16 protein-coding genes are annotated in these 18,250 nt (G+C 60.3%); 9 read left to right on the top strand and 7 right to left on the bottom strand.

The genetic code is table 11. From position 1 onward, the window contains the following. Positions 1-85: 85 nt before the first annotated feature. The 4 genes from D882_RS0110460 to D882_RS0110445 form a co-directional block, all read right to left on the bottom strand. Positions 86-1,858, bottom strand: coding sequence for an acyl-CoA dehydrogenase C-terminal domain-containing protein (locus tag D882_RS0110460; protein ID WP_027923181.1), 1,773 nt, complete (start codon positions 1,856-1,858; stop codon positions 86-88). Between the two features lie 64 nt (positions 1,859-1,922). Continuing rightward, positions 1,923-3,593: a cation acetate symporter gene (locus D882_RS0110455; RefSeq protein WP_027923180.1), complete on the bottom strand. Its 1,671-nt coding sequence runs from the start codon at positions 3,591-3,593 to the stop codon at positions 1,923-1,925. Continuing rightward, on the bottom strand, positions 3,593-3,919 hold the full coding sequence (locus D882_RS0110450; protein WP_008146418.1) for a DUF485 domain-containing protein: 327 nt from the start codon (positions 3,917-3,919) through the stop codon (positions 3,593-3,595). Before D882_RS0110450 ends, D882_RS0110455 begins: the two co-directional genes overlap by 1 nt. A gap of 132 nt (positions 3,920-4,051) precedes the next feature. Next, positions 4,052-5,674: an acyl-CoA synthetase gene (locus tag D882_RS0110445; protein WP_027923179.1), complete on the bottom strand. Its 1,623-nt coding sequence runs from the start codon at positions 5,672-5,674 to the stop codon at positions 4,052-4,054. Between the two features lie 230 nt (positions 5,675-5,904). Between D882_RS0110445 and D882_RS0110440 the strand changes: the two genes are divergently transcribed. Together D882_RS0110440 and D882_RS0110435 are read left to right on the top strand one after the other, a co-directional pair. After that, entirely contained in the window at positions 5,905-8,181 is a 2,277-nt protein-coding gene (locus D882_RS0110440; protein ID WP_027923178.1) for a PAS domain S-box protein, read from the top strand. A gap of 4 nt (positions 8,182-8,185) precedes the next feature. Next, entirely contained in the window at positions 8,186-8,821 is a 636-nt protein-coding gene (locus D882_RS0110435; RefSeq protein ID WP_027923177.1) for a response regulator transcription factor, read from the top strand. A gap of 34 nt (positions 8,822-8,855) precedes the next feature. Here D882_RS0110435 and D882_RS0110430 read toward each other — a convergent pair whose 3' ends face one another. Continuing rightward, entirely contained in the window at positions 8,856-10,190 is a 1,335-nt protein-coding gene (locus D882_RS0110430; protein ID WP_027923176.1) for an OprD family porin, read from the bottom strand. A gap of 54 nt (positions 10,191-10,244) precedes the next feature. After that, complete coding sequence (locus tag D882_RS0110425; RefSeq protein ID WP_027923175.1) at positions 10,245-10,898, bottom strand: hydrolase; 654 nt, start codon at positions 10,896-10,898, stop codon at positions 10,245-10,247. A 202-nt stretch (positions 10,899-11,100) separates the two neighbouring features. Here D882_RS0110425 and D882_RS0110420 point away from each other — a divergent pair, with 202 nt between their 5' ends. The 5 genes from D882_RS0110420 to D882_RS0110400 all read left to right on the top strand — a co-directional run bounded on the left by D882_RS0110420 (position 11,101) and on the right by D882_RS0110400 (position 16,862). Further along, positions 11,101-12,180 carry an AI-2E family transporter gene (locus D882_RS0110420; RefSeq protein ID WP_027923174.1) on the top strand — a complete coding sequence of 360 codons (1,080 nt, stop codon included), beginning with the start codon at positions 11,101-11,103 and terminating at the stop codon, positions 12,178-12,180. Positions 12,181-12,205: 25 nt separating this feature from the next. Next, a complete protein-coding gene (locus tag D882_RS0110415) occupies positions 12,206-13,390 on the top strand; it encodes a patatin-like phospholipase family protein (protein WP_027923173.1) in 1,185 nt (394 codons plus the stop codon). Between the two features lie 229 nt (positions 13,391-13,619). Then, the gene (locus tag D882_RS0110410) at positions 13,620-14,909 is read left to right on the top strand and encodes an FAD-binding oxidoreductase (RefSeq protein ID WP_027923172.1); all 1,290 of its coding nucleotides are present in this window, start codon (positions 13,620-13,622) and stop codon (positions 14,907-14,909) included. A gap of 25 nt (positions 14,910-14,934) precedes the next feature. Further along, entirely contained in the window at positions 14,935-15,492 is a 558-nt protein-coding gene (locus D882_RS0110405) for a helix-turn-helix domain-containing protein (RefSeq protein WP_027923171.1), read from the top strand. Positions 15,493-15,515: 23 nt separating this feature from the next. Next, positions 15,516-16,862 (top strand): glutamine synthetase family protein, encoded by a 1,347-nt coding sequence (locus tag D882_RS0110400; protein ID WP_027923170.1) that lies wholly within the window; start codon positions 15,516-15,518, stop codon positions 16,860-16,862. A 38-nt stretch (positions 16,863-16,900) separates the two neighbouring features. On the opposite strand, the gene D882_RS0110395 is transcribed toward D882_RS0110400, so the two are convergent. Beyond that, on the bottom strand, positions 16,901-17,353 hold the full coding sequence (locus tag D882_RS0110395; RefSeq protein WP_027923169.1) for a chitin-binding protein: 453 nt from the start codon (positions 17,351-17,353) through the stop codon (positions 16,901-16,903). On the opposite strand from D882_RS0110395, the gene D882_RS01000000130995 reads away from it, so the two are divergent. Together D882_RS01000000130995 and D882_RS1000000132665 are read left to right on the top strand one after the other, a co-directional pair. Next, a complete protein-coding gene (locus tag D882_RS01000000130995; RefSeq protein WP_256218367.1) occupies positions 17,352-17,981 on the top strand; it encodes a DUF72 domain-containing protein in 630 nt (209 codons plus the stop codon). The two genes, D882_RS0110395 and D882_RS01000000130995, sit on opposite strands and share 2 nt — an antisense overlap. Positions 17,982-18,078: 97 nt before the next feature. Further along, complete coding sequence (locus D882_RS1000000132665) at positions 18,079-18,237, top strand: hypothetical protein (RefSeq protein ID WP_155953718.1); 159 nt, start codon at positions 18,079-18,081, stop codon at positions 18,235-18,237. Positions 18,238-18,250: the final 13 nt, after the last annotated feature.

The raw sequence follows: 18,250 nt of genomic DNA, 5'->3' as shown, positions 1-18,250 counted from the left end.
GGCCCTCGCCAGGTGGGCGAGGGCTTATCAATAAAAAACGCGAACGCCAAAAGAGAGGAGCGTGGCGCCGCGTGCGGTTCAATCGTTAGAACTGTTCGGCGCAAAGGCCAAACAAGGAGGCACTGCCCGCGCGAATGGATTGCTCCAGACTCAAAATGCGTGGCAGCAGGCGATGGATATAGAAGTCGGCGGTGGCGATTTTCGCGCCATAAAACCCTTCGTCTTCGGGCAGCTTTTGCTTGGCAACCTGTGCCATGCGCGCCCAAAGCCAGGCGTAGGCGACGTAACCGAACAGGTGCAAATACTCCACCGAAGCGGCGCCGACTTCGTTGCGGTTGGTCGCGGCCTGATCCTGTAGCCAGTCGCTCAGGTCTTCCAGACGCTGCACGGCATCGAGCAGTTGAGCGCAGTAGGGCGCATCAGGCTGATCGGCGAAATGACGAATCTCACTGGTGAACTGGCGCAGCGCGAAGCCTTTGTCGGCGAGCACTTTGCGTCCGAGCAGGTCCAGGGCCTGAATGCCGTTGGTGCCTTCGTAGATCTGCGCGATGCGCACGTCACGGACCAATTGTTCCTGGCCCCATTCGCGGATGTAGCCATGGCCGCCGAACACTTGCTGGCCGTTAATGCAGCTTTCGAGGCCGGTGTCGGTGAAGAACGCCTTGGCCACCGGAGTGAGCAGCGCAACCAGGGTTTGCGCGCTGTCGCGTTCCTTGGCGTCATCGGAAAACTTCGCCAGGTCCAGTTGCTGCCCGACATAGCTGGCAAACGCACGGCCACCTTCAGTCATGGCTTTCATGCTCAGCAGCATGCGGCGCACGTCGGGGTGAACGATGATCGGGTCGGCCACTTTGTCCGCAGCAATGGCACCCGTCGGCGCGCGGCTCTGCACACGTTCGCGTGCATAGGTGACAGCGCTCTGATAGGACGCTTCCGCGCAGCCAATGCCTTGAATGCCGATGGACAAGCGCTCGTAGTTCATCATGGTGAACATCGCCGCCAGGCCTTTGTTGGGCTCGCCGACCAACCAACCGCTGGCGCCGTCGAAGTTCATCACGCAGGTGGCCGAAGCCTTGATCCCCATCTTGTGTTCGATCGAACCGCAACTTACGGCGTTGGCATCGCCGAGGGAACCGTCGGCATTGACCAGCACTTTGGGCACGACGAACAGCGAGATGCCTTTCGGCCCCGCCGGTGCGTCCGGCAATTTGGCCAGCACCAGATGGACAATGTTTTCGGTCAGGTCCTGATCGCCACCGGTGATAAAGATCTTGCTGCCGGTGATGCTGAAGCTGCCGTCGGCCTGAGGTTCGGCGCGGGTGCGGATGATCCCCAGATCGGTGCCGGCGTGGGCTTCGGTCAGGCACATGGAGCCGGCCCAGCGGCCTTCGTACATCGGCGGCAGGTAGAGCTTTTTCAAGGTGTCGCTGGCGTGGGCATCCAGCGCCAGGCAGGCACCGGAACTCAACGCTGAATAGAGTGCAAAGCTTGAGTTGGCGCCGTAGAGCATTTCTTCGAACTGCACGGCGAGCATCTTCGGCATGCCCATGCCGCCGAAATCGGCGCTACCGGAAAGACCCACCCAGCCGCCTTCGATGTAGGTGGCATAAGCCTGTTTGAAACCGATTGGCGTGCTGACCTGGCCATCGACCCACTGGGCGCCTTCCTCGTCGCCGCTGCGATTCAATGGCGCAATCAGGTGCGAGGTGACTTTGGCCGCCTCCTCAAGAATCGCGTCAGCGGTGGCGGCGTCGACGCTGTCGGCCAGGGCTGGCAGGCGTGCCCACAGGGCCGGGGCGTCGAATACTTCATGCAAGACAAAGCGCATGTCGCGCAGCGGGGCGTTGAATTCGGGCATAGCGTGAACCTCAAAAGGTTGTGCGATGGGCACGGCGCCGCTAGAGCAGGCCGTGCCCTTTCTATCAATGAGCGGAAGCGCTGGCGGCACCGAGGCCGGTCTGGGCGCGAACGAATTGGTCGGCGTAAGCGTCGCGTTCCTTGTCGGCGCGCACGCTGCGGTCGAGTTTCGACACCACGACGATCACGAAGAACGCCAGCGGCATGGAGAACAGCGCCGGGTGGTCGTACGGGAAGATCGCGTGAGCATGGCCGAGCACGGTGACCCAGACGGCTGGCGACAGGATCACCAACACCAGCGCACAGATCAGGCCGGCGAAACCGCCGGTGATTGCGCCTTTGGTGGTCAGGCCTTTCCAGTACATGGCCATGATCAGCACCGGGAAGTTGGTCGACGCAGCGATGCCGAAGGTCAGGCCCACCAGGAACGCGACGTTCATCTTCTCGAACAGAATGCCCAGCAGAATTGCGATGATGCCCAGGCCGACAGTGGCCATGCGGGTCACGCGCATTTCCTGTTTCTGGCTGGCTTTGCCTTTCTTGAACACCGTGGCATAGAGATCGTGGGATATCGCCGAAGCACCGGCCAGGGCCAGACCTGAGACCACCGCCAGAATAGTGGCGAAGGCCACGGCCGAGAGGAAACCGAAGAACAGGTTGCCGCCCACGGCTTTGGCCAGGTGCATGGCGACCATGTTGCCGCCGCCAATCAAGGCGCCGCCGACTTCACCATTGACGTAGTACTGCGGGTCAGTGCCGATGATGACCATCGCGGCAAAACCCAGGGTGCAGACAACAAGGAAGAAGAAGCCGATGAAACCGGTGGCGTAGAACACCGACTTACGCGCTTCCTTGGCGTTAGGCACGGTGAAGAAACGCATCAGGATGTGTGGCAGACCGGCAATCCCGAACACCAGGCCCAGCGACATCGACGCGGTGTTGATCGGGTCGGCGAGCATTGAGCCAGGGCCCATGATGTTCCAGCCGCTGGCGTGGGCTTCGACGGCTTTGGTGGCCAGGGTTTCGTAGCTGAAGCCGAATTGCGACATGGCCATGAACGCCAGGGTCGTGCCGCCGGCAAGCAGCAACACTGCCTTGATGATCTGCACCCAGGTGGTGGCGATCATGCCGCCGAAAATCACGTACACCAGCATCAACGCGCCGACGATCACCACGGCAACCGGGTAGTCGAGGCCGAACAGCAATTTGATCAACTGACCGGCACCGACCATCTGCACAATCAGGTAGCAGCACACCACCGTCAACGAACCAAACGCGGCGAAGATCCGCACTTTGTTCTGGTCCAGTCGATAGGACACGATGTCGGCAAAGGTGTAGCGCCCCAGATTGCGCAAGCGCTCGGCCATCAGGAAGGTGATGATCGGCCAGCCGACGAAGAAACCGATGGTATAGATGAAGCCGTCGTAGCCCTTGGCGAACACCAGGCTGGACAGCCCCAGCAGCGTGGCGGCGGACATGTAGTCGCCGGCAATCGCCAGACCGTTCTGGAACCCGGTAATGCCACCGCCTGCGGTGTAGAAGTCAGACGTGGATTTGGTTTGTCGCGCGGCCCACCAGGTGATGGCCAGCGTGCCCAGCACGAAGACGAAGAACATGCCGATCGCATGCAGGTTGAGGGGTTGTTTTTCCACCGCACCCAGCGCGGGTGCAGCCAGCACGACGGAGGCCGGCAATAGCCCGGCAGCGGCAAGGAGAAGTTTACGCAGAAGAGTCATTACTTGCTCTCCTCGAGAATGGCGGCACCCAGTGCATCGAAACGCGTGTTGGCGCTGTAGACGTACCAACCGGTCAGTAGCCAGGAAAAAATGATGATCGCCGCGCCAACCGGCATGCCCAGGGTCAACATCCGATGCTCGGCGAGCGGCGCATGCAGCCACTGCGGGGCAAACGCCACCACCAGCATGAACGCGTAGTAAGTGCCCAGCACCGCAGCACTCAGCGACCAGGCCAGGCGCGAACGGCTGCTCACCAATTGAAGGAATTTCGGATTGGACCGAATGCGTTCGCAGCGTTGGGTATCGGTTGAATGGATGTCGATCATGGGTGGCTCCACCTTGTTATTGTTATCGATGCTTTTGGCATTTAAGGGCAGGGCAGCGCCGAATCCGGCCCGCACGAGCCCGAAGCGGCCGGTAAATACACCGGCCGCTTGACGGGTACAACGTCGATTCGGTTAGAGCGCCTTGGCCCTGTCGCGCAGCACGTACTTCTGGATCTTGCCGGTTGAAGTCTTCGGCAGCAGGGTGAAAACCACCGTGCGCGGCACTTTGAAACCGGCCAGATGCTCGCGGCAGAAACTGATGATGTCGGCCTCGCGAACGTCCTGGTGATCAGCCTTCAACGTGATAAAGGCGCAGGGCGTTTCGCCCCACTTCTCATCGGGACGGGCGACAACGGCCGCTTCCATGACGGCTGGATGGCGATAGAGCACACCTTCCAGTTCGATGGTGGAAATGTTCTCGCCGCCGGAAATGATGATGTCCTTGAGTCGGTCCTTGATCTCGACATACCCGTTCGGATGACACACCGCCAGGTCGCCGGTGTGGAACCAGCCGCCTTCGAACGCTTCGGCCGTGGCGGTCGGGTTCTTCAGGTAACCCTTCATCACGGTGTTGCCGCGCATGAAGATCTCACCGATGGTCTGACCATCTCGCGGAGTCGGCTCCAGTGTCTTCGAGTCGCCGACCATCACGCCTTCGAGCGTCGGGTAGCGCACGCCCTGACGGGATTTGATTTGCGCCCGTTCGTCCAGCGGCAACTCATCCCATTCGGCATGCCAGGCGCAGAGCGTCACCGGACCATAGGTTTCGGTCAGGCCATACACATGGGTGACCTTGATGCCCATTTCTTCCACGGCACCGATTACTTTGGCCGGTGGCGCGGCACCGGCGACCATCGCGTTGACCGGGTGATCAATCGCGGCTTTAGCCGACTCCGGCATGTTGACCAGGGCGTTGAGCACGATCGGCGCAGCGCACAGATGGGTGACCTGATGCTCGCGGATCAGCGTGAGGATTTTCTGTGGATCAACACGGCGCAGGAACACATGCACACCGGCCATGGCGGTAATAATCCACGGGTAGCACCAACCGTTGCAATGGAACATCGGCAGGGTCCAGAGGTACACAGGATGGTTGCCCATGGCCCAGGTCATCTGGTTGCCCAACGAGTTCAGATAAGCACCGCGATGGTGGTAAACCACGCCTTTGGGGTTACCGGTGGTGCCTGAGGTGTAGTTCAGCGAGATGGCTTGCCATTCGTTCGCCGGCCACTGCCAGGCAAAGGCTGGATCGCCTTCGGCCAACAGCGCTTCATAATCCAGATCGCTGACCGCCTTGCCTTCGCCGTATTCCGGATCATTGACGTCGATGACCAGCGGCGGGTGATCCAGCATCCCAATCGCCGCGTGAATCACATCATGGAACTCGCGGTCGGTAATCAGCACCTTGGCTTCGCCATGCTGCAGCATGAAGGCGATGGCTTCGGCATCCAGACGCACGTTGAGCGGGTTGAGCACCGCGCCAATCATCGGCACGCCGAAGTGCACTTCAAGCATCTCGGGAATGTTGGGCAGCATCACCGCCACCGTGTCGTTCTTGCCGATGCCGCGACCAGCCAATGCCGAGGCCAAGCGGCGGCAGCGGGTGTAGGTCTGCGCCCAGGTGCGGCGGATAGAGCCATGGATGACGGCGGGGTAGTCCGGATAAACGCTGGCGGTGCGCTCGATGAAGCTGAGCGGAGACAAGGCAATATGGTTGACAGCCGCAGGGCCTAGCCCTTGTTCATAGATCGACATGTGCGGGTACTCGGTGGCTGATTGTTAGCTCTATAGATGTCCTTGCAGCGTCGCCGCTGAGGGCATCTTTTATGTCCGATCTGCTTTATATAACATTCAGCTACAGATATGGAAGTACAACCTACGTCATATAGGATATGTACTATATTTGATTCCGGCCGTTCTAAATCAATACAGTCTTACCGCCAAGGGCGGTATATCCTTGGCTTCCCCAACGAAGCGGACCTGTGATGACCCTGACTCCCGTTCGATTGCACAGCTGGTTGCGCCTGCAGCGCGAGGGTGTGTCTCTGGCCGCCCGGGCTGATGCGTTGTGCCGTGCCTTGCAGGAATGTCCCGAGGTGCGCCGCGCGGTTTATTTGAGTTGGCAACCCAATGCCCGGATTTACAGCCATGAGGGTGCTGCCCAGCACTTTCCACCGGGGCTGGGCGACCCTTCGCTGGCCAGCGATCAGTTGTTGTTTGATCGGCTGGTCGAAGCGGGGCGACTCGATCTGGCGCAAGTGCGGCAACTCGATTGCTGGTTGTCCGGTCGATTGCGTCGGGCCGCAATCAGCCATGGCCAGGTGTTTGATCTGGCCTTGCAATCGGGACTGCCGGGGTTGTTGCTGGTGGAGGTGTGCGACGGCGTGAGCCTTGGTTGGCTGGGTTGGGTCCAGGATTTGCTGACGACCTTGCTGAGTAGCGTCAACGGTATGCTGCGCGGCTCGCCGCTGTTGGGTCACGATCCGCAACCGAGTCTGTTGCTCGACGCGCAGGGCCGGCCGCTGGAGTTCAACGGAGCGCTACTGGCACTGCTCGCCGAAAAACCGCTGACTGATGTGCTGGGCTTTTTGCCGGTCAATCACCGCGTGCTGGTGCGCGCCTGCCTGGACCAGAAGCGTGCCATCGAAGGGGTTGAGGCGCAGTTCGAAACACAGATTCTGATCTGGACGTTTATCCCCGATCCTCAGGACAACCGCGTGCTCGCCCGTTGCCGCGACGCCACCCTCCAGGTGTTGGCCGAACGTGAAGCGGCCACGGCACGCCGGCTGTACCGGTTGATCATCGAAAACACCACCGACCTGATTTCCCGGCACACTCCAGACGGGCGCTTTCTGGATGCTTCGCCCGCGTCCTGGACCTTGCTCGGCTACTGGCCGGAAGAGTTGCGCGGGCAAATGGCCCAAGGCCTGTTCCATGGTCAGGACCTGGCCAGCCTGGTGCAGCGCGCACGGGATGCCCTGGAGCAGGACGGTTATCACACGATGACCTATCGCATTCGCCATCGAGACGGGCATTACCTGTGGTTCGAAACCGCGAGCCGGGCGATTCGTGAAACCTACACCGGTGCGGTGGTCGAAGTGGTCAGCGTGTCTCGGGACATTACGGCGCGGGTGCAGGCGGAAGAGAACAAGCGACGCCTGGCCGAAGTCGTCGAGGCCAACATCGACCCGGTGTTGTTCATCGCCCCTGAAGGGCAAGTGACCTACCTTAACCCGGCGGCGCGCCGCATCCTCGGAATCGAGGAGCAACAGGCGATGCCAGCGCTTGCCGAACTGTTCGCGAGCGCGGACCTGATACGTCTGCAGCGTGATGGCTGGAGCAGCGCCGAACGTGATGGAGTCTGGAGCACCGATGCACGCTTGCAACCCCTCGGTGGCGGCATGTCAGTGCCAGTGTCGCTGGTGCTGTTGGCGCACCGATCTGCAGGCGGTGAGCGCTACTACTCGTTGGTGGCGCGGGACATGACCGAACGCGAATTGCGTGAGGTGCAACAGCGCCGTCATCAAGACGAACTGGCGCACACCGCGCGTTTGGTAACGCTGGGTGAACTGGCCTCGGGCATTGCCCACGAAATCAACCAGCCATTGGCCGCGGTGGTCAATTATGCGAATGCCAGCCAGCGCTATTTACAGACTCTGGATTCCAATCCTCAGGCCGCCGAACGAGTGGCACAGGGGCTGCAGCGCATAACCCAGCATGCCACCCATGCCTCGCAAGTGATCAGCCGTCTACGGGCGTTTCTGCGCAAGGGCCAACGCCGCATGCAAGCCCTGAATTTCACCGACGTCGCCCGCGAGGCCGTGCGTTTGTGTGCTTGGGAGGCGAGCAATTGCCAAGTGACAATCGAGGATTGTCTGCCGGATAATCTGCCGCCCGTTTATGCCGACCGGGTGTTGCTGGAGCAGGTGCTGCTCAATCTGTTGCGCAATGCCATTGACGCCAACCGCGAACAACATCCGGGGCAACCGTCACTGATTGTGATGGCCGCGGGGCAGGGTGCTAGTGCAACCGTGGAAATCAGTGTGCAAGACCAGGGACCGGGTGTCAGCGAGCCGGAGCTGGAGCAGATATTTACCCCGTTCTATACCAGCAAGGCTGATGGCCTGGGGCTTGGTTTGTCCATGAGCCGCAGCATCATCGAAGGTTTCGGTGGCGAATTACAGGCCCTGCGCCAACCGGTCGGGCTGCTGATGTGCTGCCGTCTGCCGCTGGCCGGCCCAACAAAACAACAACAGGAATAACGTAATGGCAGGTGTGACGGAGCACGTGGTGTATGTGGTCGACGATGACCAGGGCATGCTTGATTCAACCGTCTGGTTGTTGGAATCGGTCGGGCTCAAGGCCTTGCCGTTTACCAGTGGTGTGGCGTTTCTCAATGCTTGTGATGCCACGCTCGATGCCTGCGTGCTGCTCGATGTTCGCATGCCCGGCATGGGCGGGCTGAACGTGCAGGAGGAAATGCGCGCGCGTGAACTGAATCTGCCGATCATCTTTGTCAGCGGGCACGCCGATGTGCCGATCGTGGTTCGCGCTTTCAAGGCCGGCGCCCATGACTTCATCGAGAAACCCTACAACGAGCAGTTGCTGCTGGACAGCGTCCAACAGGCGCTCAGCAACTGCGCGGCCAACCGCTCCGGCAGCCAGGGGCACGATGCGTTGCAGGCGCGGTTGCTGACGCTGACCCCACGTGAGCGCGATGTCTTGCTGCCGCTGGTACAGGGTTACACCACCCGGGAAATAGCGGAGCAACTGGGCGTCAGCGCAAAAACCGTCGACCTGTACCGCTCGCGTGTGATGAAACGCATGCAAGCCACTACCTTGCCGGACCTGGTGGGCATGGCGATCGCGGCGCAGATGGTCGACCCACTGAAACTGCGTTGAAGTTTCGCGTTTCGTACTTCCGCCAACTTCCCGATCAAAAAGGCCCGAAGTTCAACGGGTACTGGATCACCACATACACCCGGTCGATGTCATCGCCTGCCTGCGCCGCGTTGGCGCGGTGCGACACATGGGACAGTTGCAGCGACAAATCCTTGGCCGCTCCTGATTGCACGATGTAACGCAAATCGATGTCGCGCTCCCAATGCCGTCCGCCGTCGCCTTGTTGCGGTACGAAGGTGCCGGTCGCCTCATCGAAGGGGTTGTAGGCGCCACCCTGGGGCGCATGGGTTCCGTCGATCTGCGTGCCTTTGACGTAACGCGTCATGAAGGCCAGGCCGGGGACGCCGAAGGTGCTCAGGTCGAGGTCGTAGCGCACTTGCCAGGATTGTTCGTGGGCGCCGTTGAAGTCGGCGTACTTGATCGAGTTGGCCAGGTAGATGGAGTCGCCACCGACGAAATCGAAGGGGGTGTCACCGTTGACTTTCTGATAGGCCAGGGTGAAGCCGTGGGCATTGACCGTGTATTTGCCGGACAGGCTGAACGCAGTGTTGTCGATGGCGCCGGCCAATGCCTCACCCGTGTCCCGCGTATGGTAGAGATTGGCGTCGACGAAGACACCGGGCTGCTTGAGGTGAAGATTGCCGTAGTACTGGTGCCAGGTGTCGGTCAGCGTTGACGCATAGAGCGCGCCGCCGACTGGGCTTTGGGTGAACAGGTCGGCGCCGACAAACGAAATGCCGCCAGCATCGGTGTTGGCCCCGTAACCGGAAAAATTGCCCTTGCTCGATGAACTGTCCTGATTCTTGAACGCCGTGAAGTGACCGGCCTGCACATTCATGCCATCGATTTCGCGGCTGTTGAGCAGGAAACCGGTGGCGTATTCCGGTTGCAGGCGTTTGTCGGCAGTATCGAACACCGGTGTTTCAACCATCATTTCGCCGTACGCCACGGTGGTTTTAGACGCCTTGATTTTCAGCGCGCCGCCAGCGCTGGAATAGTTGTTCTCACTGCGGCCGTCACTGTCCACCGGCAGCAATCCGGTGCCGGAACGACCCTTGCCACTGTCGAGCTTCACGCCCAAAAAGGCGTGGCTATCGAGGCCAAATCCGAGGAGGCCGGGGGTAAATCCAGACTCGAAAGCGCCAATGAAGCCTTGCGCCCATTCCGCCTTGTAGCTTTTGCCGGACGCTGAAGGGGACCGGTAATCACTGTTGAGGTAGAAGTTGCGGCTGAGCACATTCAGCGTCGCACCGTCGAGGAACCCTTGCCCGGTTTGCATCGCTTCATCCGCGTGCGCCGTTGCGGTCGTGCTGGCGACTATCACCGATAACCAGAAAGGCAGACCGGATTTGCGCTTGGAAAACGTCATCGATCAATCACCACCGGGCAGCGACTCCGCGATTACGGAGTCGCTGGTTGTTGCTTAATGGGCTTCCGAGGCACCGAACATGCTCTTGGCATAGATCAGGCCCAGACCGTAGGCACCGCCGTTGGCGATCGAGGTTTTGACGGTTTCGTCATAGGTTTCGCTGCGCGCCCAGTCACGCTGCAGTTCCAGCAGGTATTGCAGGGACGTCATCGGGCGAGCGCCGATCTGGATCATGCGCTGCATAGCCATTTCGTGGGCTTCGGTGGTGACGTCGCCACAGGCGTCGGCGATTACGTACACCTCGAAACCCTGGTCGATGGCCGACAGCGCCGGGCCGACAATACACACTGAGGTCCAGAGACCGGCCAAGACGATTTTCTGCTTGCCGAACTTGTTGACTTCAACGGCGATGCGCTCGTCTTCCCAGGTGTTCATGCTGGTGCGGTCGATCACGTTGTGATCCGGGAACACCGATTTGATTTCATCAAAAATCGGCCCGGAAAAGCTCTTCTCGGCCACAGTGGTAAGGAGGGTCGAGACCTTGAACCCACGAGCCGCCTTGGCCACGAGCGCGGCGTTGTTGCGCAAGGTCACGGCGTCGATTGACTTGGTCGCAAAGGACATCTGCGATTGGTGGTCAATCATGATCAGGGTGTGGTCGGAGGGGGTCAGCAGGGTTTTGCCGGGAACTGCTTTCGCAATGGCCATGATGAGGTCCTTACGGGGTGAGTGAGGGGGCCATGGTTGCGTGGTTTGAGCAGCGGATATTGAGTCCATGTGCTGTTTTTGCGGTTTTTTTCGCAGCGCAGCGATACAGAGCACATTGTGGATGTCGCACGGTGAAATCAGCGTCTATGCTGCCCTAACCGTTCCCCAACTGTTCTTTGCAGCTATCAGCAAGGAGGCATCCATGGTGCCCTTACCACTGTCCGAGAAATCGCTGACCCGCAGCATGCTCGATGTCCTGATTCGTGCCGGGTTGATTGTCGTTTTGGTACTGTTCTGTTTCGAGATTTTCCGTCCGTTTCGCGACCTGATGCTGTGGTCGGTCATCCTCGCAATCACCCTCTATCCGTTGCAACTGCGACTCATGGGCTCGATGGGGCGTAGCGAGGGGCGTGCTGCAACCGTAATTGTGGTGATTTCCATCGCGATTCTGGTGGTGCCGGTCTATCTGTTGGGGACCTCGATTGCGGAGTCGGTGGCCAAGGTCGTCGACCTGGTGAAGGAGGGCAGTTTCCATATCCCGCCGCCACCGGATACGGTCGCAACCTGGCCGCTGGTGGGTAAATCGATCTCGGCGATATGGCTGCAGGCCTCAACCGATCTGCCCGACCTGATGGTGAAATACCTGCCGCAAATAAAAGGCGTCACGCTGGGCGTGTTGGCCAAAATCGCGGGCGTCGGGGCAGGTTTGCTGATGTTCATTGTTGCCTTGATCATCGCCGGTATTTTCATGGCCCATGGCGAAGCCGGCGGCCGTTGTGCGGTGGATATCGCGTCACGCATCAGCGGTCCGGACAAGGGGGCGCAGATCGCCGAGCTGTGCACGGCGACCATCCGTGCCGTTGCGCTCGGTGTGGTCGGTATCGCGTTTATCCAGATGATGCTGGTGGGGATCGGGTTTGTGCTCAAAGGCATCCCCGGTGCCGGTCTGCTGGCCATCGGCGTATTGCTGCTGGGCATCATGCAGTTGCCGGCCACGCTGATTACGCTACCAGTGATCGCCTATGTCATGGCCACCGAAGGGCCCAACACGAGGACCATTATCTTCTCGGTCTTTGTGTTCGTTGCGGGCCTGGTGGACAACGTCCTCAAACCACTGTTGCTGGGGCGCGGTGTGGATGTGCCGATGCCGGTCGTGTTGATTGGCGCGTTGGGCGGCATGGTCACCAGCGGCATCCTCGGGCTGTTCATCGGGCCGGTGGTGCTGGCGGTGGGTTACCAATTATTCTGGCAGTGGGTTAAGGATCGACCGGAGGGTGTCTGACGTCCTCAGGTCATGAGGAGGTGTGTTGAAACCATTCCAGCCCGGACCCGGTGCGTCAACGTGGAACATGTTGCGCCAGGCGTGCCTGCAACGCCGGGATGCCGTGCCGCCGACCTTGACGGAACTGGCGGTCGTCCCCGGCATTCCCGAGGCGCGTTACTGGCTGGACCGGGACCTCGCGCCGCTGATTCGGGATGTGCACCAGTCCAACCTGCGTGAGGCCGAAGCGCTGGCCAGGGCAGGGGAGCCGAATGACACCTTGCCACTGGCCAACATGCTGGCGATTTCCGGTGGGGGTGATGCCGGCACCTTTGCGGCGGGGATTATCGCGGGATGGACGTTGCATGGTTCGCGTCCACCTTTCAAAGTCGTCACGGGCATCAGCGCCGGGGCCCTGGTGGCCCCGTTCGCGTACCTGGGGCCTCAGTACGACGACATCATCCTGCGCATTTGCAGTGCCATCGGCCCCAAAGACGTCTTCCATTCACGCAGTGTGCTGACCCGGCTTGCCAGCGACGGCATTGCGGACAGCAAGCCATTGGCGCGGCTCGTCGCGCAGTGCATTTCTGCGGACATACTGGCGGCGATTGCCGCGCAATACGCCAACGGACGCTTGCTGATGATCGGCACCACCGACCTCGATGCGGGGCGGCCCGTGACCTGGAACATGGGCGCCATTGCTGCCAGCGGCGCACCAGGAGCGCTCGACTTGTTCCGGCGGATCCTGATCGCGTCGATGAGTATTCCCGGCGCCGTTTCTCCAGTCATGATCGACGTGGAAGTGAACGGCCAACCGTTTCAGGAGATGCACGTCGACGGCGGCGTCATTACACAGGTCTTCCTTTATCCGCCAGGCACCGTCATGGCACTGAACAGCGTGACCGGCGCGCGTTTGCGCCGTGATCGGCATTTTTATGTGATTCGTAACGGCAAGATGGAACCGCAGTGGTCGGGGACCAAACGCCGCACGTTGAGCATTGGTGGTCGCGCCATCAGCGCATTGATTCAGATGCAAGGTATCAGCGACCTGGAGCGGATCTACCGAATCGCACAGCAGGACGGGGCGGATTTCAATCTGGCGTACATCGGGGCGGATTTTCTTCACCTGCGCAATCGCCAGTTCGATGGGGAGTACATGAAGCGGTTGTTTGATTACGCCTTTGAGCAGAGTGCGAAGGGGTATCCGTGGCATAAGTCGCCCAATGCCTGAGACACGTCGGGATTTTGGGTGGTCTGGGCTGGGCTCATCGCGAGCAAGCTCGCTCCCACAGGTGATCTTGGTCGCGCACAAAATCTGCGTCTGATGGAGATCTACTGTGGGAGCGAGCTTGCTCGCGATGGCGTCAGCCCAGGCATAGAAAAATTACGCTGGTTGCCCATATGAAATTAATCCTGTAGTTTTTCATGAAATTATAAAAACATAATTTCATGAGGCTTGTATGTTCCAGCAGTCCACGCAGCATGTCGCCAGCTACTACGCCCACAGCTGCGCGGATCGCCTGACCACTCGGCCCGCACTCGCCGGTGAACACGACACCGACATCCTGATCATCGGCGCCGGTTTCAGTGGCCTGCACACCGCGTTGCGCCTGGCGCTGGCCGGCAAACGCGTGACACTGCTGGAAGCCAGTCGCGTGGCGTGGGCCGCCTCGGGTCGAAACGGTGGACAGGCCATCCTCGGCTGGTCGTGTGACATGCCACCGCTGGAAGCCGCGCTGGGTTATGAGCGTGCACGGCGGTTGTGGGACGGCATGCGCTGGGCGGCGCAGGAACTGCGTGAATTGCCAGCTCGCCACGGCTTCGATTGTGATTATCGCGCCGGCCATGTGTGGACCTCCGTGTTGCCACGACGTATCGGCCTGCTGACCGAGTGGCAGCGCGAGGCCAGTCACAAGTGGGGGCACCACGGTTTGCAGCTCATCAGCCGTGAACAGTTGCCGGAATGGATCGCCAGCGAGCGCTATCAGGCAGGGTTGTACGACCCAGAGGGCGCTCATTTGAACCCTCTGAAACTGGCCATCGGCCTGGCCGCCGCCATCGAACGCGCGGGTGGCCGTATCCATGAGCAAAGCAAAGCGTTGAGTTATCGCGAGGAGGGTGGCCGCTTCGTGGTGAACACTGAGCGCGGGGCGATTCGCGCCGACGTTCTGGTGCTGGCCTGCAACGCCTATCTCGATCGGCTCGACCCACAACTGGCCAGTTGCGTATTGCCTGTCGGGACGTATCAAGTGGCGACCGCGCCCCTGACGCCGGAGCAAGCCACTGCGCTGCTGCCGAGTAATGTCTGCGTCACCGACAACCAGTTTGTCCTCGACTATTTCCGTCGCACACCCGACAACCGCCTGCTGTTCGGCGGCGGCTGCACCTATCTGGGCGGCATGCCCAAGGACATCGCCGGTGCCACACGACCGTTCCTGGAACGGGTGTTCCCGCAGCTCAAAGGTGTGGAACTGGAGTTCGCCTGGGGCGGGCACATCGACCTGACGCTTAAACGAACGCCCGACGTTGGCCGCTCCGGTGATCGCTATTGGATGCAAGGTTATTCCGGGCATGGTGTGCTGCCGACACTGGCCGCGGCCCGTGCGGTGTCCGACGCCATTCTGGGCCAGGACGATGAATTGTCCTTGTATCAGGGCCTGGACAACGGCAGCTTTCCCGGCGGCAAATACCTCGCCGCGCCACTGGAAGCCATCGGCAAAGCCTGGTATCGACTGCGCGACAGTATCTGATGAGTCATCTAACGGAATTCCAGGCATGAACAAGCAAGAAGAAATCGCTGCGCTGGCGATCCTGATTCACGATTTGCGCAAGCACAAGAAATACACCTTGAAGGAACTGGCCGACAAAATCGGCCGCTCCGTCGGCTTTCTTTCGCAGGTCGAACGCGGCCTGTCACGGCCCACCGTGGCCGACTTGACGGCGATCAGCGAAACCCTGGGCGTACCGACCACGTACTTCTACAGCCTGCCAAAACCCAAGGAGTTGCCATGGGTCACACGGCCCGATGAACGCCGCACGCTGTACTACGCCAACGGCATTACCGACATTCTGGTTTCGCCAAAAATGCGCGCGTCATTTTCCATGCTCGAAAGTCATCTGGAAGCGGGTGCCAGCAGCGGCGACCGGCACATGAGTGACAGCTCGGAGCAGGGCGGCTATGTGCTCGAAGGCGAGTTGACGCTGTGGCTGGGCGACGACGAAGAACCTGTGACTTTGGTGGCTGGCGACAGTTTCCAGTTCGACAGCCATACCCGTTGCCGCTACGGCAACCTCACCGGACAACTCACGCGAGTGCTCTGGGTTTACACCTGATAACAAGACAAGGACCCACAATGATGGATGCTACCTGCTCTGACCTGCTGGCCGAGGTGCGTGCTTTTCGCCAACGCTACCCTGACGTGCGTTATGTCGACCTGATTTCCCTCGATATCCCCGGGCATTTCTACGGCAAGCGCTACCCGGTGGACATGCTGGAAAAGGTCGCGGCCGGCAGTGCGCTGAAACTGCCGCAGAACTGCGTGCTGCTGGGCGTGCAAGGCGGGTTGTTCAAGATTGGCGACTACTGCTTCAACGATGGCGACCCGGACGCCGTGCGTCGGCTGGTACCGGGCACGCTCAAGCCAGTGACCTGGGAAGCGCAACCGCTGGGGCAAATGCTGATCACCTCGGACGGCACCGCAAAACCCATCGTGTTCGAACCGCGCCAAGTGCTGGCGCAGGTCCTGGACAGGCTTGCCGGCAAAGGCATTCATCCGGTGGTGGCGTTCGAGCTGGAGTTCTACCTGTTCGATAAAAAGCTGCGCGACGGGCTGCCGCAATTTCCCCGCGATGACCTGACGGACGATGCCGACGATCAACCCAACATGCACATCGAACGACTGTCGCGCTTTGCGCCGGTACTTGATGACATGGTCGAAGCCTCGCGGGCCCAGGGCATCGACAGCACGGTGATCACGGCTGAACTCGGACCGGGTCAGTTCGAAATCAACTTCGGCCACCTGGACGATGGCTTGCGTGCCGCCGACTGGGCAGCGCTGTTCTGTCGCAGCAGCCGTGGCGTGGCGCTCAAGCACGGTTACCGTGCGAGTTTCATGGCCAAGCCTTACTTGCAGCATCCGGGCAGCGGCATGCATGTGCATGTCAGCCTTTACGATACGGCCGGGAATAACATTCTGGCGGCCAACCAGCAGCAATCGTTACGTCACGCAGTGGCGGGTTGCCTCCAATTGCTGCCGCATTGCATGCCGGTTTTCGCCCCGAACCAGAACGCTTATCGACGCCTGGGCGGCACGACCAACATCGCCACCCAAGCGAGCTGGGGGTTTGAAGACCGCGATGCGTGCCTGCGCATTCCGGAATCGGACTCGAAGAACTTGCGCGTCGAACATCGCCTGGCCGGTGCCGATGCCAACCCCTATTTGGTATTGGCGGCGATTCTGGTCGGATTGGAACATGGGCTGGAGTCCGGCAAGGAACCGATTCTGCCGCTGAACGAAGACCGCAACAGTGGCGTCGACTTTCCTAAGGAAATGCTCGAAGCCGTGCGCGCAATGCAGCATCAGCCGCAATTGCGTGAAGGGCTGGGAGCGGAGTTTGTGGACGTTTATTGCGAGAACAAACGTCAGGATCACCTGGCGTTCATGCAGGAAATCAGTGCGCGGGAATATCGCTGGTATCTATAAAGCGAGGTCGCGGGCAATCGCCATGATTGCCCGCGAACCTAGCGCACGGGCCGGCGATGGCCCAGACGATTAATCGCGAGCAGGCAACCGCCAATCAACAGTGCGGCGCCGATGACCAGCAGCGGCGAAGGTCGGATGGGCCTGACGGGCGCCAACGGGGAGGTGTTTAGAATGTCGTCAGTCATTTCGGTGGGCAGGTATCTGGGGGCGTCGTATGCCATCTCGTTCAGTTTCAGGCGCGTGCCATCGGCGAGGACCAATGTCAGGTTTTCAATAGTGCCGGCGACACGCCCGGGATACACCGGTTCGCCCGTCGGATCGAGTTGGTCATACAGAAACTGCTGCCCTTCAACCCAGCCGACCGCCGTCTGCAACTCGGGTCCGAGGTAATACTTTCCATCGAGAAAGAAGCCGGGGAAATGCGGCGTGCGTTCGAGGCACTCGACGTTATAGCGCTCGCCCGCCCTCATGCCGGTTGCTGGGTCGATCATGGTGAATTCCTCCGTCTGCTGGTCCTGCAATAGAGAGCGAGCTGAATCTTTAGGTTCCATTGGGCTGATCGAGTTTATCTCGCAGTGTTCAGGGTTAAATGATCGATTGGACTGCCTGCTCGTGCAGTTGCCGCCCTCATTGGCATTTGTTCATTCAGTAGCTGACAGCTTTTTCATTGAACTCAGACAGCAGTATGCCGGCCACGTAGTGCTCGAACCCCGGCACGAATCCTGGCTCGATGCCGAGCGGCTGTTGATCCATCACCGTATTGCCCGGGCCGCGGTTGATCCATCACGCGTCAGCCATGACGCGCTGCCGGAGGGCTGGCCGGGATTGAAGTATTGGCGACTGCAAGGATCGCCCCGAACTTACTTCAGCCCCTACGAACTGCCCACGCTGCAAAGCCTGGCAATCACTCTTCAAACAGCCACCACCGACAGCGAAGCGACGTGGTGCATGTTCGACAACACTGCCAGTGGTGCTGCATTGGGCAGCGCGCTAACGCTCTCGGCATTGCTCCGCTGGGGGGGGCAGGGCCGTTCGTCGGCCGCGATGAACACCTTTGAGCGCTCGCGGCTCTCTACTTTTTATTGGGTGGAGACCGACTATGTCTTGTTTGATCTGTGAAAATCCTTTTGCACGAACACTCTGCGCAGGCGTTGGGCAGGAATTTCATTGCCCTGAATGCGGCCAGGGACGTATTTCCCAAGAACTGCTAAGCCTGATGATGTTGTTGAATCTGCAACTGGATATTGGACGCAGCCGCCAATGGCTTAAAGAACGTCGCCAGACCGACCCGCTGCCGATCATGCGCGTGTCCGACATCTTGCTGTGCTGCGCCGCCAAGGACGCAACCGGTCCGGCCACCGGCGCCGAGGGCTAGCCACTCGTCTGTT

Origin of the sequence: Pseudomonas sp. URMO17WK12:I12 (genome assembly GCF_000514395.1) — a bacterium.
Lineage (GTDB): Bacteria > Pseudomonadota > Gammaproteobacteria > Pseudomonadales > Pseudomonadaceae > Aquipseudomonas > Aquipseudomonas mucoides.
Note: the sequence above shows the minus strand (reverse complement) of the source record. Positions and strands in the feature narration are given on the sequence as shown.